Origin of the sequence: Winogradskyella sp. R77965, from assembly GCF_044594915.1 — a bacterium.
Classification (GTDB): Bacteria; Bacteroidota; Bacteroidia; order Flavobacteriales; family Flavobacteriaceae; genus Winogradskyella.
On the sequence record NZ_CP138990.1, the window covers coordinates 2442605 to 2458496 of the forward strand.

General features: G+C 33.7%; 13 protein-coding genes. 7 read left to right on the forward strand and 6 right to left on the reverse strand.

Annotated elements, in window-relative coordinates; genetic code table 11:
• Nucleotides 1-61 precede the first annotated feature (61 nt).
• The 5 genes from pyk to SJY34_RS10890 all read right to left on the reverse strand — a co-directional run bounded on the left by pyk (nt 62) and on the right by SJY34_RS10890 (nt 4355).
• A complete protein-coding gene (pyk, locus tag SJY34_RS10870; protein WP_400075558.1) occupies nt 62-1504 on the reverse strand; it encodes a pyruvate kinase in 1443 nt (480 codons plus the stop codon).
• Nucleotides 1505-1984: an IPExxxVDY family protein gene (locus SJY34_RS10875; protein ID WP_400075559.1), complete on the reverse strand. Its 480-nt coding sequence runs from the start codon at nt 1982-1984 to the stop codon at nt 1505-1507.
• 122 nt (nt 1985-2106) lie between these two features.
• Complete coding sequence (rnc, locus tag SJY34_RS10880) at nt 2107-2850, reverse strand: ribonuclease III (protein ID WP_400075561.1); 744 nt, start codon at nt 2848-2850, stop codon at nt 2107-2109.
• Between the two features lie 7 nt (nt 2851-2857).
• Nucleotides 2858-4108, reverse strand: a complete 1251-nt coding sequence (gene fabF, locus SJY34_RS10885; RefSeq protein WP_400075562.1) for a beta-ketoacyl-ACP synthase II — start codon at nt 4106-4108, stop codon at nt 2858-2860.
• Nucleotides 4109-4121: 13 nt separating this feature from the next.
• On the reverse strand, nt 4122-4355 hold the full coding sequence (locus tag SJY34_RS10890; protein ID WP_008269813.1) for an acyl carrier protein: 234 nt from the start codon (nt 4353-4355) through the stop codon (nt 4122-4124).
• 182 nt (nt 4356-4537) lie between these two features.
• On the opposite strand from SJY34_RS10890, the gene SJY34_RS10895 reads away from it, so the two are divergent.
• The 4 genes from SJY34_RS10895 (at nt 4538) to SJY34_RS10910 (ending at nt 8686) form a co-directional block, all read left to right on the forward strand.
• Complete coding sequence (locus SJY34_RS10895; protein WP_400075563.1) at nt 4538-5104, forward strand: phosphoribosylglycinamide formyltransferase; 567 nt, start codon at nt 4538-4540, stop codon at nt 5102-5104.
• On the forward strand, nt 5097-5738 hold the full coding sequence (locus tag SJY34_RS10900; RefSeq protein ID WP_400075565.1) for a viroplasmin family protein: 642 nt from the start codon (nt 5097-5099) through the stop codon (nt 5736-5738). The genes SJY34_RS10895 and SJY34_RS10900 overlap by 8 nt, the downstream gene beginning before the upstream one ends.
• 79 nt (nt 5739-5817) lie before the next feature.
• Nucleotides 5818-6744 carry a PfkB family carbohydrate kinase gene (locus tag SJY34_RS10905; RefSeq protein ID WP_400075567.1) on the forward strand — a complete coding sequence of 309 codons (927 nt, stop codon included), beginning with the start codon at nt 5818-5820 and terminating at the stop codon, nt 6742-6744.
• Between the two features lie 43 nt (nt 6745-6787).
• Nucleotides 6788-8686, forward strand: coding sequence for an amidophosphoribosyltransferase (locus SJY34_RS10910; protein WP_400075569.1), 1899 nt, complete (start codon nt 6788-6790; stop codon nt 8684-8686).
• A 580-nt stretch (nt 8687-9266) separates the two neighbouring features.
• Here the strand turns inward: SJY34_RS10910 and SJY34_RS10915 are convergent.
• Nucleotides 9267-9875 (reverse strand): superoxide dismutase, encoded by a 609-nt coding sequence (locus SJY34_RS10915; RefSeq protein ID WP_400075571.1) that lies wholly within the window; start codon nt 9873-9875, stop codon nt 9267-9269.
• A 113-nt stretch (nt 9876-9988) separates the two neighbouring features.
• Between SJY34_RS10915 and SJY34_RS10920 the strand changes: the two genes are divergently transcribed.
• The 3 genes from SJY34_RS10920 to SJY34_RS10930 all read left to right on the forward strand — a co-directional run bounded on the left by SJY34_RS10920 (nt 9989) and on the right by SJY34_RS10930 (nt 15876).
• A complete protein-coding gene (locus SJY34_RS10920) occupies nt 9989-13147 on the forward strand; it encodes a UvrD-helicase domain-containing protein (RefSeq protein ID WP_400075573.1) in 3159 nt (1052 codons plus the stop codon).
• Nucleotides 13148-13182: 35 nt separating this feature from the next.
• Complete coding sequence (gene kbl / locus SJY34_RS10925) at nt 13183-14376, forward strand: glycine C-acetyltransferase (RefSeq protein WP_400075575.1); 1194 nt, start codon at nt 13183-13185, stop codon at nt 14374-14376.
• 135 nt (nt 14377-14511) lie between these two features.
• Nucleotides 14512-15876, forward strand: coding sequence for an OmpA family protein (locus SJY34_RS10930; protein WP_400075577.1), 1365 nt, complete (start codon nt 14512-14514; stop codon nt 15874-15876).
• Nucleotides 15877-15892 lie beyond the last annotated feature (16 nt).

The window sequence follows — 15892 nt, forward strand, 5'->3', positions numbered from 1 at the left end:
TCAGTAACGTCTAATACAAGTCATTGAAACGGACTCATATTACTAAAGTTAGCGAAATCTCTTAAAAACTACAACTCTCAATCTCAGTAACACGTAATGTATTTACCATACCTTTAGATTGTATTGGCATTGCCGCTAAACTAATCAACATATCGCCAACCTCTAAATAGCCTTTTTTACATGCAATAGCATTTACATCTTCAATAGTTTCATCAGTACTTACAAATTTATCGTAGTAAAATGCTGTAACACCCCAAAGTAAGCTTAGCTGTGTTAAAATAAGCTTGTTAGATGTAAATACTAAAATATGAGCAGAAGGTCTCCATGCCGAAATCTGAAACGCTGTATAACCACTATTGGTTAACGTAGAAATAGCTTTCGCATTAATCTCATTGGCCATATTTGCCGCATGGTAACAAATCGCTTTAGTAATATAACGTTTCGTCCTAATATGTGGCGGAGATTGCGGGACTTCAATTAATGGTGATTCCTCTACACTTCTTATAATATTTGCCATTTGGCGAATCACTTGCACAGGGTATTGCCCAACAGACGTTTCTCCAGATAACATCACAGCATCTGCTCCATCCATTACAGAGTTTGCCACATCGTTTACCTCAGCACGTGTTGGTGTTAGACTTGTAATCATGGTTTCCATCATTTGGGTTGCAATAATTACTGGTATTCTTGCACGTTTAGCTCTTAATACCAATTGCTTTTGTATCAAAGGCACTTCCTCTGCAGGTATTTCAACACCTAAATCACCACGAGCCACCATTAAACCATCACAATAGGCAACAATTTTATCAATATTCTCAACGGCTTCTGGCTTTTCTATCTTAGCTATGATCGGAATTTTATGATCACTATTCTCAGTGATTAGTTTTTCAAGCTGCATTAAATCTTCAGCATGTCTAACAAAGGATAAGGCAATCCAATCTACTCTTTGTGATATTGCAAAAAGGGCATCGTCAATATCTTTTTCAGTTAAAGCCGGTTGAGAAATGTCCGTATTTGGTAAATTAACTCCTTTCTTCGATTTTAAAGGACCTCCTTGTATCACTTTCGCTGTTACTTCGCTTTTTTTGTCTGTAGAGATAACTTCAAAAATTAATTTTCCATCATCTAATAAAATGCGTTCACCTGGTTTAGCGTCTTGCGGAAAATTATCATAGGTCATATAAACGCGATCCTTTGTACCTTCAAAACGTTCTCCTGTAGCAAAAATAATTTCATCTCCTTCGTTTACAATGACCTCTCCTTTCATTATCCCCACACGTAACTTAGGGCCTTGTAAATCGCCTAAAATAGAAGCATTATATCCAAACTCTTCGTTGAGTTCTCTAATCATTTTTATACGTTCTTCAACGTCTTTATAATCGGCATGCGAAAAGTTGATTCTAAATACATTGGCTCCTTCATCTAGCATAGCTTTTAAAACTTCTTTTGTGCTTGTTGCTGGACCTAAAGTGGCTACTATTTTTGTTTTTTTATTTGACATCAATTAGAAAATTAAATGATCTTTCGATTTTATTTTTAACGGATCTACCGTGTAACTTGTAATGATTTGTGGAATAGAATGTAATTTATTCAAAATTAGTCGTTCACTTACATTCTTAATTTCATCTGAGATCTTAATGAAATAATCCACGTTTTTGTATTCTGAAATTAGGTTGAACGTTTTAAGCACTTTTTCATTAGTTTCAAATAAGGTTCCTGTGCTGTACAAACCATCTTCCTCTTTTTTACAAACATTGGAAATTAAATTCCATCTCACATATTCCAATTCGTTTTCCCATTCAAAAATACTGTACGAGGATTTTAAATATTTGAAATCTAAATCTTCTGCTTTACGCTTTAGGTTTAAGTCTAAATTCTTATTAAGTAAATAGGCCAAACGATAATCTTCTAGCCCACAATGAATAGCAATGAGTTTGTAGGTGTCATCATAAAAATCATCTACCAGAAGTTTGTGTAAAGCCATATAATTACAACTTTGAATGGTAAATATAGTATAATTAAAGCTGAGTTTTATTAAGATTAGGTTATTCTTAACCCTTAATATTTACGAAAACGTTATCGTAGAGTGTAACTAAATAATACAGATTAAATGAGTTTGGTAATTTGATTTTGAAACGCAAAAAATGCACGTTTTGAGGCTTTTTCTTCGGCTTTCTTTTTTGAAGTCGCTCTAGCTTTAGATACTACCTTTTCGTTAATACTGAGTTTAACAGAAAAGTGTTTTAATTCATCTTTACCTGTATCTTCGTAGACTTCATAATCAAAGGTATTCTTTTCTTTCTGACACCACTCTATGAGCAAACTTTTATAGCTAATGACTCTACCCTCTAAAGTTTCTATATCTACATAAGGATTAATAACACGTTTGTAAATAAATTTTTCACAAGTTTTATAGCCTTTATCCAAATAAATAGCACCAACTAAAGCCTCAAAAAGATTACCATGAATATTATTTCCAAAATTAGATTTCGAAATTCTACTCTGCACTAAATCAATAAGACTTAAATCTTTTCCTAATTCGTTGAGATGTTCTCTGCTCACTACTTTAGAACGCATTTTAGTGAGATAGCCTTCATCACCATGTGGTACTTTTTCGAATAGATATGCCGCGATAACTGAGCTTAGCATGGCATCACCAACAAATTCTAAGCGCTCATAGTTAATGGCATTCCCTTTTTTGTCCCTTATATTCATAGAACGATGAGTAAATGCCTTTAAGTAAAGGGACCTCGATTTTGGTTTAAACCCAAGGATATCTTTGAGTTTTAAAAAAAAATTCCCGTCTTCTTCAGAACGGGAATTTTTCAATATGTTACGAATGATACTCATTCGGGATTTAATCTAATTTTTTAAATAATACACAAGCGTTGTGTCCGCCAAATCCAAATGTATTACTCATTGCGACTTTAATATCTCGTTTCTGAGCTTTATTGAGTGTTAAATTTAATTCTGGATCTATGTTTTCGTCAACCGTTTCGTGGTTTATTGTAGGTGGTACAATACCATGCTCCATCGCTAATATAGAAGCAATAGCTTCAATAGCGCCAGCAGCTCCCAACAAATGACCTGTCATAGACTTTGTCGAATTAATATTTATGTTTTTAGCATGACTTCCAAATACTTCAGATATAGCTTTTAATTCTGCAACATCGCCCAATGGCGTGGATGTGCCGTGTGTATTAATATGATCTACATCTTCGGGATTTAAACCAGCATTTTCTAAACAATTTTTCATTACTGCGATAACACCTATCCCTTCAGGATGCGGTGCCGTCATGTGATATGCATCAGAAGATAAACCTCCACCTACAACTTCTGCGTAGATTTTAGCTCCTCTTGCTTTTGCGTGCTCATACTCTTCTAAAACAATAGAACCTGCTCCTTCACCTAATACAAAACCATCTCGGTTGGCATCAAATGGTCTGGAAGCTGTTTGTGGACTCTCGTTTCGAGTACTCATAGCATGCATGGCATTAAAACCGCCCATACCAGCAATAGTTACTGCGGCTTCACTTCCACCTGTAATTACAACATCACAATGTCCTAAACGAATCGTATTTAGAGCATCAATCATTGAATTTGCAGAAGAGGCACAAGCAGAAACTGTTGTGTAATTAGGGCCCATGAAACCATATTTAATAGATATGTTTCCTGGTGCTATATCAGCAATCATTTTCGGAATGAAACGTGGATTAAATCGAGGTGTACCATCACCAGCAGCAAAGTTTAACACTTCTTCTTGAAATGTTTCTAATCCACCGATACCAGCTCCCCAAATGACTCCAACTCTCAATTTGTTTATAGCATCTAGATCTAGTTTTGAGTCTGCAATTGCTTCATCAGAAGCTACCATTGCGTACTGCGAAAACTTATCCATCTGTCGTGCTAACTTTCTATCAATAAAGTCAGTAACTTCAAAATTTTTTATTTCACAAGCGAATTGCGTTTTGAACTTTTCAGCATCAAAATGTGTTATTGGTGCCGCACCACTTTTTCCATTAACAAGACCATTCCAATATTCATCTTTGGTATTGCCAATTGGTGTAAGTGCACCTAAACCAGTAACTACGACTCGCTTTAATTCCATAAAAATAAAGTTCTTATTTTGCTTCTTCTATGTAAGAAATAGCTTGACCAACTGTTGCAATGTTCTCAGCTTGATCGTCTGGTATTTGAATGTCGAATTCTTTTTCAAATTCCATTATTAATTCAACAGTATCTAATGAATCCGCTCCTAAATCGTTAGTGAAGCTAGCTTCAGTTACAACTTCGTTTTCATCAACACCTAACTTATCTACGATAATCGCTTTTACTCGTGATGCAATGTCTGACATAATTTTTTAATTTTAAGTTTTAATTAGATGGCAAAAATAAAAAACTTTATTTTAATAATCACCTTTACCGATAAAATGTGCTTTTAAATTACTAAAAATAAATATAAGTCTTTTGGTTTTGCCCTAATTGTTAATTATTATTCTTTTTTTTGTTTGAATAATATAACATTGATAGCTTGTAAATGAAACGTGTGGTAATTTTTGCGTCCGGAAGTGGGAGTAATGCTGAAAATTTAATTAAGTTTTTTCACAACAGCGATAATGCGTCTGTTATTCAGGTACTAACTAACAATCCTCATGCCAAAGTGTTGGATCGTTGCAAGAAACTGAATGTTAGCGCATTATCTTTCAACAGAACAGCTTTTTCAAAGTCAGAAGATGTTCTAAATATTTTAAAAGCTTCACAGCCAGACCTTATTGTATTAGCTGGTTTTTTATGGAAATTCCCTGAGTTTATACTAAAAGAATTTGAAAACAAAGTTATAAATATTCATCCTGCTTTGTTACCCAAATATGGTGGAAAAGGTATGTATGGTATGCATGTCCATGAAGCTGTAGTTGCCAATAAAGAAACTGAAACTGGAATTTCCATTCATTATGTAAATGAGAATTATGATGAAGGAGCTATTATTTTTCAGGCGAAATGCGATGTTTTAACAACGGATTCTGCCGAAGATGTTGCTAGGAAGATTCATTTATTGGAGATGGAGTATTTTCCGAAGGTTGTCAACCAATTATTAAATGAGTAAAAAAAAGAAAAAATATTACACCGTTTGGAAAGGACATCATACAGGTGTCTTTGAATCTTGGGATGACTGCAAAGCTCAAATAAAAGGTTTTGACGGAGCACAGTACAAATCGTTTTCAACTTTTGAAGCTGCAAAAAAAGCACTGAAAGGAAACTATAAAGATTATATAGGAAAGTCTAAATCCTTTAAAAGTGAGCTTTCTGAGACTCAACTTAAAAAAATTGGTCAACCCAATTACAACTCGATATCAGTTGATGCAGCGTCAAGCGGAAATCCGGGTAAAATGGAATATAGAGGTGTGGATACAAAAACTAAAAAGCAGCTTTTCATACAAGGCCCTTTTGAGCAAGGGACAAATAATATTGGTGAATTCTTAGCATTGGTGCATGGCTTAGCTTTTTTAAAACAGCATAAAAGTGATCGTATTATGTACACAGACTCTAAAACGGCAATGAGCTGGGTAAGAAAAAAGACTTGCAATTCTAAATTAGAACGCAACGATAAAAACAAACCTGTTTATGATTTGGTAGATCGTGCAATACAATGGTTAAAGACCAACGAGTATTCTACTACTATTGTAAAATGGGAAACCAAGGCTTGGGGAGAAATTCCTGCAGATTTTGGAAGAAAATAGTATCTATTTAAAGGCGAAAATCTCTATTTCAAAAGGAATATATTTTATGTACTTTTGCACCTTAATTCAAACTTAGGAAATGAGTAAATTAGTGATTGTTGGTACTGTAGCTTTTGATGCTATTGAAACTCCTTTTGGTAAAACCGACAAAATTCTTGGTGGTGCAGGTACTTTTATTGGTTTGGCAGCTTCAAACTTTAATGTAGATTCAGCAGTTGTTTCTGTTGTTGGTGGAGACTTTCCTCAAGACTATTTAGATTTAATGTCTGATAGAAATATTGATGTTTCAGGTATTGAAATTGTAAAAGATGGCAAAACCTTCTTTTGGAGTGGTAAGTATCACAACGACATGAACTCTCGCGACACCTTAGCTACAGAATTAAATGTACTTGCAGATTTTGAACCTGTAGTTCCTGAAAGTTATAAAGATGCAGAGGTTGTAATGTTAGGAAACTTACATCCTCTAACCCAAATGAGTGTTTTAAACCAAATGTCTAAAAAACCTAAGCTGGTCATTTTAGACACTATGAATTTTTGGATGGATTGTGCCTTAGAAGATTTACACAATACTATTAAGCATATTGATGTGATTACTATTAATGACGAAGAAGCTAGACAACTAACTGGTGAATATTCATTAGTTGTTGCAGCAAGAAAGATTCACGATATGGGTCCAAAATATGTGGTCATTAAAAAAGGAGAACACGGAGCATTGTTATTTCACGACGATAATGTGTTCTATGCACCAGCTTTACCTTTAGAAGAGGTCTTTGATCCAACTGGTGCAGGCGATACTTTCGCTGGTGGGTTTGCCGGTTATTTAGCAAAGACTGGTGATTTCTCTTTTGAAAACATGAAGACTGCAGTAATCTATGGTTCTACATTAGCATCTTTCTGTGTAGAAAAATTTGGTACTGAACGCATGCAAAATTTAACTGATAAAGAAATTTATAAACGCTTAGACCAGTTTAAGAGTCTAACGCAATTTGATATAGAATTAACCTAAATCCAACGCGCTCAAAATTGAGCGCGTTTTTTTATTACATAACATGAGTGATGCTTTAAAACATGAGTGTGGTATTGCACTTATTAGACTTCTAAAACCATTAGAATATTACAAGGAAAAATACGGAAGTGCATTTTATGGTGTCAATAAAATGTATTTAATGATGGAAAAACAGCACAACCGTGGACAAGACGGAGCTGGTTTTGCAAGTATTAAGTTGAATACCCAACCAGGTGAGCGTTATATCAGTCGAGTACGTTCGATTGCTCAACAACCTATTCAAGATATTTTTGCTCAAATCAACGAGCGTATTAATGAAGAGTTGACCCAGAATCCACAATACCAAGATAACGTGGATCTACAGAAAAAGAACATTCCTTATATAGGAGAATTGTTATTAGGTCATGTTCGCTATGGAACATTTGGTAAAAACAGTGTAGAAAGTGTACATCCGTTTTTAAGACAAAACAACTGGCAACACAGAAATCTTATTGTCGCAGGAAACTTTAATATGACGAATGTTAATGAGCTTTTTAATAACCTTATAGAGATCGGTCAGCATCCAAAAGAAAAAGCGGATACCATTACAGTAATGGAAAAAATTGGTCACTTTTTAGATGATGCTGTTTCTAAAATATATAAAGATCTTAAAAAAGAAGGCTACAATAAAAATGAATGTTCTCCGCTTATTGCCGAGCGCTTAAAAGTTGCTAAAATTTTAAAACGTGCCGCAAAAAATTGGGATGGAGGTTATGCCATGGCTGGTTTGTTAGGTCATGGAGATTCATTTGTCTTGAGAGATCCTGCAGGTATTAGACCAGCTTATTATTATAAAGATGATGAGGTTGTTGTTGTAGCTTCAGAACGACCTGTGATACAAACTGTATTTGATGTACCCTTCGAAGCTGTAAAAGAGTTAGATCCAGGACATGCTATCATTACTAAAAAGTCGGGTTCAACTTCAATAAAAAAAATATTAGAACCTTTAGAACGTAAAGCCTGTTCTTTTGAACGCATATACTTTTCAAGAGGTAGTGATGCCGAAATTTATAAAGAGCGTAAAGAGCTTGGTCGCTTATTAATGCCAAAAGTTCTTGAAGCTATAGACAATGATACTGAAAACACAGTTTTCTCATTCATCCCAAATACGGCAGAAACATCATTCTTTGGTATGATAGATACAGTTGAAGAACATCTCAACCAAAAGAAAACCAATGCTATTCTTAATGGTCAAAGGGAATTATCTGCTGAAAAAGTAAAACAGATTTTATCTGAACGACCAAGAATTGAAAAGATAGCCATTAAAGATGTTAAGCTAAGAACCTTTATTACTGAAGATAGTAGTAGAGATGATCTGGTTGCTCACGTTTATGATGTTACCTACGGAGTTATAAAGTCAACTGACAATTTAGTTATTATTGATGACAGCATTGTAAGAGGAACTACGCTTAAGAAGAGTATCATTAAAATGATGGATAGGCTAAACCCAAAGAAAATAGTTGTAGTCTCTTCTGCGCCGCAAATACGTTATCCTGATTGTTATGGAATAGACATGGCGAATCTTGAAAGTTTAATAGCCTTTAGAGCAGCATTAGCATTACTAAAAGACAACGATCAATATCATATAATAGAAGAGGTTTATAAAAAGTGCATTACTCAAATAGATTTGAATGATAAAAGTGTTGTTAATTATGTAAAAGAGGTTTACAGTAATTTTACAGACGAACAAATTTCTGATAAAATTTCAGAATTACTGAGTGACGAAGACGTTAATGCTGAGGTAAAAATAATTTTTCAACCTGTTAAAAATCTTCACAAGGCTTGTCCTAAAAACTTAGGGGATTGGTATTTTACTGGTAATTATCCAACAGCTGGTGGCAATAGAGTTGTAAACAGAGCCTTTATTAACTTTTACGAAGGAAACAAGGAGCGCGCCTACTAAATATCACCCCAAAATAGCGTTTAATCCGAAAAAATGTGTATTTAATCCTAGAAATATGCATTTCGTCCAATATATGTATTGATTTAACAAATAACATTTACATTGGTCTCACCATAACATAAGTAGGTTAAGTTCATGGTAGATTTGGGGCAAAAAAAGGTGAACTTAGTTCACCTTTTTTTATTGGTCTAATTAAAGTTTTACTTTAAGTAAGTAGTTCAATTTAGAATCCGTTTTCACTCTTATTAAATCGTAATCGCAGTATTTTCCACTGTTAGACTAATATATAGGTCGTTTGTCCAAAAAATTGACTGGTTAAAATAATGTCAACTTATATTTGACTCACCATAACATAAGTAGGTTAAGTTTATGGTAGATTTGGGGCAAAAAGGGTGAACGTCTGTTCGCCCTTTTTCATACCCAATTAAAAAAAACGAGAAACGCAATATTTTAAAATATTTCAACAAAGCATAAAAAAATCCGAGCTTCTAAAAGACTCGGATTTTTTTATATTATAACAATACCTGAAATTAAAGTTGCTGAGATAAATTCAGCACTTTACGCTTAGGTAAATGCCAAATTACTTGGCTTCAGCATATCTTCTTTCAACTTCATTCCAGTTAATGACATTAAAAAACGCTTCAATATAATCTGGTCTTCTGTTTTGATAGTTTAAATAATAGGCATGCTCCCAAACATCTAAACCTAGTATTGGCGTTCCGCCGCATGTTACGCCTGGCATTAATGGATTATCTTGGTTTGGAGTAGAACATACTTCAACTTTTCCTCCTTTGTGTACACAAAGCCAAGCCCAACCAGAACCAAATTGTGTAGCAGCAGCTTTACTAAAAGCTTCAATAAAAGCATCTTTTGATCCAAATTCTGCTTCAATAGCATCTTTTAGTTCCCCAGAAAGATATCCTCTATCTTCAGGATTCATGACATCCCAAAACAATGAGTGGTTATAAAATCCACCTCCATTATTTCTTACTCCTTTGTTATTCATATCAAGATTTTTAAGAATGTCTTCTATTGACTTTCCTGCTAAATCTGTTCCTTCTATTGCTGCATTAAGTTTTGTTGTATAGCCGTTATGATGCTTAGAATGATGAATCTCCATTGTACGAGCATCAATATTTGGTTCTAAAGCATCATAAGCATATTTTAATTTTGGTAATTCAAAAGCCATAATATTTTGTGTTTTAAGTGTTAATGTTTCAATTTTAACAAATTTACAATTTTGAAAACAAGATTTACTTAATTAATTATTAAGATTCCCTATTTTGGTATAAAATTTATCTTTTGCAAAACTCAGACTATAAAATATATAATGCCTCTGCAGGTAGCGGAAAAACGTTCACGTTAGCAAAAGCATATCTAAAAATACTGATTGGGTCTAAGAACTATGACCAGTTTAAATACATTTTGGCCATAACATTTACCAACAAAGCGGTTGGTGAAATGAAAGAGCGCATATTGGAGATGCTAAAATCTTTTTCGGATGAAAAAAATTTAGCTCATCCTCATCCGATGTTTAAGGTGATATGTGAAGAATTATCGATTCAGCCTGAAGTTCTTAGTAATAAATCAAAACATATTCTTAAGCATATAATTCATAATTATGGTGCCTTCGATATTTCTACTATTGATGGCTTTACGCACAGAGTCATAAGAACCTTTGCTCACGATCTAAAACTACCTGTAAATTTTGAAGTTGAACTTGATCAGGAACGTCTATTAAATGAAGCTGTAGATAGTCTTATCGCAAAAGCAGGAAGTGATAAAACATTAACCAAAATTTTAGTCGATTTTGCTATAGAAAAAGCAGATGACGATAAGAGCTGGGATATTAGTTATGACTTTAATAAAATTGCAAAACTCTTAGTTAATGAAAATGACCTCAAGGAAATTGAAAAGTTAAAAGGCAAGACGCTTCAAGATTTTAGTACTTTAAAAGAACAATTATTAAAACAGATTTCAGAGAACGAACAAGCCATAAAGTCTTTAGCAAATTCTACCTTAAGATTAATTGAAGAAGCTGGTTTGGAAAACAGCGATTTTTCTGGTGGTAAAAAAGCCTATCTGCCCAATTATTTTTTAAAACTACAGCAACTTAATTTCGATATTAATTTCAGCACCTCTTGGATAATTAACTTAGAAAGTAAACCTCTGTATCCCAAAACCTCCACAACCGAAGAAATTAAACAGATTTTGAATGCTATTCAGCCAGAGATTGTTTCGGCTTTTAATACTTCTAAAGATTATGTTTTTAAGATTAAGTTCTTAAAATCCGCCTATAAAAATATCACTCCGCTATCCGTTTTAAACGCAATTCAGAATGAGTTAAATACTCTAAAAGAAGAGCAAAATAAAATGCTTATTTCAGAATTTAATAAAATTATAAGTAATGAAATAAAAGATCAACCCACACCTTTTATTTATGAGCGATTGGGTGAAAAATTTAAACATTATTTTATTGATGAGTTTCAGGATACTTCAAAAATGCAATGGGAGAACTTAATCCCTTTACTAGACAATGCGCTCTCAGCAGCCAATGGCTCTACCATGTTAGTTGGTGACGCTAAACAAGCCATTTATAGATGGCGAGGTGGTGAGGCTGAGCAATTTATACATCTCTATAATAAAACCGAAAATCCGTTTCAGATTGAGGCAGATGTACTTTCATTAGAAACCAATTACAGAAGTGCTAAAGAAATTATCTCCTTTAATAATTCGTTTTTTGAATTTTTAAGCACGCACCATTTTAGTAATTCGAACTATGCGGAACTCTTCAGAAAAGCAAGACAAAAAACTAATAACGAATCTGATGGTTATGTTAGTCTCAATTTTTTAGATATTCAAAAAGATGATGATGCTACAGAATTATACGTTTCACAAGTATTAGAAACTATAAATCAGTGCTTAAGCGATGGTTTTTCTTTAGATGATATTTGTGTTTTGGTGAGAAGGCGAAAAGAAGGTGAGGCTGTTGCAAATCACTTAAGTGAGAATGGTATTAACATAACATCATCTGAAACACTTCTGCTTAAAAATTCTGAGAAAGTTATTTTTATTGATTCATTATTAAAACTAGTCCTTCAGCCTAATAACGATAGTCTCAAAGTTGAATTTCTTTCATTTATTGCGGAGCAACATCAAATTGATGACAAACATCAATTTTTTACTACCTACCTAAAGAAAAATCTAGATGATATGTTTGAGGGATTGAAGCCATTGAACGTTTTCGTTAATAAAGATGAGCTTCTTCAACTACCACTATATGAACTTGTGGAACAAATCATAAGGGCTTTTAATTTAAATGAAAATTCTGATGCTTACCTTCAGTTTTACATGGATGTAGTTTTGGAATTTACACAAAAACAAAATTCTGATTTAGGGAGTTTTATAGATTATTTCGGAAAGAAAAAAGATAAATTAAGTGTTGTTTCGCCAAATGATGCTAATGCCATTAATATTATGACTATCCATAAAGCTAAAGGCTTAGAATTTCCGGTAGTTATATTTCCGTTTGCAGATCTTAACATTTACAAAGAACTAGAGCCAAAAATTTGGTTTCCAGTAAAAAAGGAAGACCACAGCGGTTTTGATACTTTACTTCTTAATTTTAGTAAGGATATGGAGCAGTTTGGAGATATTGGTAATCACTTATATCTAGAACATCAATCGCAGCTAGAGTTAGATAATATCAACTTGCTATATGTTGTGTTCACAAGAGCTATTGAACAATTATATGTCATTTCAAAAAAAGATATTAGCTCTAAGGGTCTAGTAAATGAAAAAACATATGCTGGTTTTTTAATTTCTTTCTTGCAACAGCAAGGTAAATGGCTAGAAAATCAATTAGTATATAGTTTTGGCACACAAAAGCTCAATGAAAAAATTTCAGTTAATGAAAAAATTTCAGTTAAAGAAGAAATTTCAGATTCCTTAAAATTTATTTCAGTACCGAAAGAAGATCATAATCTAAGTATTATTACCAAAGCAGGACTGCTCTGGGACACCCATCAAGAAGAAGCTATAGAACGTGGGAATTTAGTACATTTAGTATTGTCTAAAATAAAAACCCGTCAGGATATTGACTTTGCTTTTAACGATTTGTTAGTTTCTGGAGATATTACCAAAGATAATGTCGACGACTTAAAAACTCTGGTTTTAAAAGTAGTAGAGCATCCACAATTAAAGCTATATTTTGAAGAGAGCTTCAAGGTTTATAATGAACGTGATATAGTTACCAGTTCTGGTCAGTTCTTCCGTCCAGACCGCATAAACGTAAATTCTAAAAATGAAGTGGTAATCATTGATTATAAAACTGGTGATTCTGAAAATTATCACAATACACAACTTAATGATTATGAAGCTATTTTAAATCAGATGAATTTAAAAGTTACTGATAAAATAATTGTTTATATAAATGACACGATTGAAGTTGTAAAGGTCTAATTTTTCATAGTATCTTTGATTAAAATATAAAATCTATGTACGGAGATATAAAAACCCATTTACAACAAGAGATTGCGTCTATAAAAGATGCTGGGCTTTTTAAGGAAGAACGAATCATTACTTCTCCTCAAGGCGCAGAAATAACTCTTAATACAGGACAAAAAGTTCTAAACTTCTGTGCTAACAATTACCTAGGTCTATCATCACATCCCGAAGTTATAAAAGCTGCAAAAAACACTTTAGATTCGCATGGATTTGGTATGTCTTCAGTACGGTTTATTTGTGGTACACAAGACATTCATAAAGAATTAGAACAAAAAATTGCAGATTTCTATGGTACAGAAGACACTATCCTTTACGCAGCTGCTTTTGACGCTAACGGAGGTGTATTTGAGCCCTTATTAACTAAAGAAGACGCTATTATATCCGATTCCTTAAACCATGCGTCAATTATTGATGGTGTGAGATTGTGTAAAGCAGCTAGGTATCGTTACCGAAATAACGATATGTCTGACTTAGAAAAGCAACTGATTGCTGCAAATGAAAATGGTGCACGTTTTAAAATTATTGTTACCGATGGAGTATTCTCAATGGACGGTTTAGTAGCACCTTTAGATCGCATCTGTGATTTAGCTGATAAATATGATGCTATGGTAATGATAGATGAATGCCACGCCACAGGCTTTATTGGCGAAACCGGTATTGGTACTCTCGAAGAAAAAGGTGTACTTGGAAGAATAGATATTATTACGGGGACTTTAGGTAAAGCTATGGGAGGAGCTATGGGAGGTTATACAACTGCTAAAAAAGAAATTATTGAAATACTTCGTCAACGCTCTAGGCCTTATTTGTTTTCTAACTCATTAGCACCAGCAATTGTGGGAGCTTCAATCAAGGTTTTTGATATGCTCAAAAACGACACTTCATTAAGAGATAAAGTAGATTGGAATACAAAATACTTTAAAAAGGGAATGAAAGCGGCAGGTTTTGATATTGTAGATGGTGACTCTGCTATTGTTCCAGTAATGCTGTATGACGCTAAACTATCACAAACTATGGCTAATATGCTATTAGAAGAAGGCGTTTATGTTATTGGGTTTTTCTATCCAGTAGTTCCAAAGGATAAGGCTAGGATACGTGTTCAACTATCTGCTGCACATAATAAAGAACAGCTCGACAAAGCAATATCTGCTTTTATCAAAGTGGGTAAACTATTGAAAGTTATCTGAAATCAATCTAAATTTAACTCAATCACTCTATTTTAGGGCGATGTCACAATATTTTTTTATATTTGTCTTTGTTAATAATATTTAACAACTTACTTTTGACAACAATTAACACTTAAAATTAAAATTATTAAGAATATGAAAAATCTTAGCAGATTATTTTTTGTAGCAGTGCTTCTTATGAGCTTTAGCACTTCCAATGCTCAAGATCAAAACAATCCATGGGCTATTAGTATTGGATCCAACGCAGTTGATGCTTACCCTGTAGGTGAAGATGCGCCACAAGGAGATTATTTCAATGAGTATTTCAACTTTGGAGATCACTGGAATATAATGCCTTCTCTTTCTTCTATTTCTGTTTCTAAATATCTTAGCGATGGTTTTGTTTTCACCGCTACTGGTTCTTTAAATAGAATAGATAAATTTGGTGATGCTTCAGTAGATGATTTAACTTATTATGGATTAGATGGTAGAGTTTCATATAGCTTTATGGATGTTCTTAAGTCTAACACAATCGATCCTTACTTAGGTGTTGGTGGTGGATATTCTTGGTTAGATAATATCGGAGCTGGTACATTAAACGGAACATTAGGAATTAAGTTTTGGATTAATGAGAAAGTAGGTTTAGATTTTAATTCTACTTATAAGCATTCATTTGAAGATTATTTACCAAAGCATTTTCAACATACACTTGGTTTAACATTTAAGTTTGGTGGTACTGACACTGATGGTGATGGTATCTATGACCAAGACGATGCTTGTCCTGAAGAAGCTGGTTTAGAAATCTTTAATGGTTGTCCAGATTCTGATAATGATGGAATTCAAGATTCAAAAGACGATTGCCCTAATACTGCAGGTTTAGCTGAATTTAACGGTTGTCCTGATGGTGATGGTGACGGAGTAGTTGATAAAGATGATAAATGTCCTGCTGTAGCTGGTTCTAAAGCATTAATGGGTTGTCCAGATGCTGACGGTGACGGTGTTGCTGATGGTGATGATGGTTGTCCTAACGAATCAGGTCCTGCTGCTAACAACGGATGTCCTTGGCCAGATACTGATGGTGATGGCATCTTAGACAAAGATGATAAGTGTCCTAGCGAAGCTGGTACAGCTGCAAACAATGGTTGTCCAGAAGTTAAGCCAACAGAAGAAGTGATGGAAACTTTAAATAGCTATGCAAGAACTATCTTATTTAACTCTGGTAAAGCTACATTCAAAGAAGAAACTAACCAAGTGTTACAAGCGATGACAGCTATCTTCAAAGAATATCCAAATGCAGATTTCTCAATTGAAGGTCACACAGATAGCGATGGTAGTAAATCAATGAACCAAGCATTATCTGAAAGACGTGCTAATGCAGTTAGAGATTATTTAATTGCTAATGGAATTAGTTCAGATAGATTAACTGCCTCTGGATATGGTGAAGACAATCCAATTGCATCTAACAGAACTAGAGCAGGTAAAAAAGAAAACAGACGTGTAGAGGTGAAGTTGAAAAATTAATTATATCTCTAAAATA

Excerpts from the sequence above, each read along its gene's own strand:
- SJY34_RS10875 (WP_400075559.1), bottom strand. The coding sequence starts at position 1,984 with ATGGCTTTACACAAACTTCTGGTAGATGATTTTTATGATGACACCTAC.
- SJY34_RS10930 (WP_400075577.1), top strand. The coding sequence starts at position 14,512 with ATGAAAAATCTTAGCAGATTATTTTTTGTAGCAGTGCTTCTTATGAGC.
- SJY34_RS10895 (WP_400075563.1), top strand. The coding sequence starts at position 4,538 with ATGAAACGTGTGGTAATTTTTGCGTCCGGAAGTGGGAGTAATGCTGAA.
- SJY34_RS10910 (WP_400075569.1), top strand. The coding sequence starts at position 6,788 with ATGAGTGATGCTTTAAAACATGAGTGTGGTATTGCACTTATTAGACTT.
- SJY34_RS10900 (WP_400075565.1), top strand. The coding sequence starts at position 5,097 with ATGAGTAAAAAAAAGAAAAAATATTACACCGTTTGGAAAGGACATCAT.
- kbl (WP_400075575.1), top strand. The coding sequence starts at position 13,183 with ATGTACGGAGATATAAAAACCCATTTACAACAAGAGATTGCGTCTATA.
- fabF (WP_400075562.1), bottom strand. The coding sequence starts at position 4,108 with ATGGAATTAAAGCGAGTCGTAGTTACTGGTTTAGGTGCACTTACACCA.
- SJY34_RS10905 (WP_400075567.1), top strand. The coding sequence starts at position 5,818 with ATGAGTAAATTAGTGATTGTTGGTACTGTAGCTTTTGATGCTATTGAA.
- SJY34_RS10890 (WP_008269813.1), bottom strand. The coding sequence starts at position 4,355 with ATGTCAGACATTGCATCACGAGTAAAAGCGATTATCGTAGATAAGTTA.
- rnc (WP_400075561.1), bottom strand. The coding sequence starts at position 2,850 with ATGAGTATCATTCGTAACATATTGAAAAATTCCCGTTCTGAAGAAGAC.
- SJY34_RS10915 (WP_400075571.1), bottom strand. The coding sequence starts at position 9,875 with ATGGCTTTTGAATTACCAAAATTAAAATATGCTTATGATGCTTTAGAA.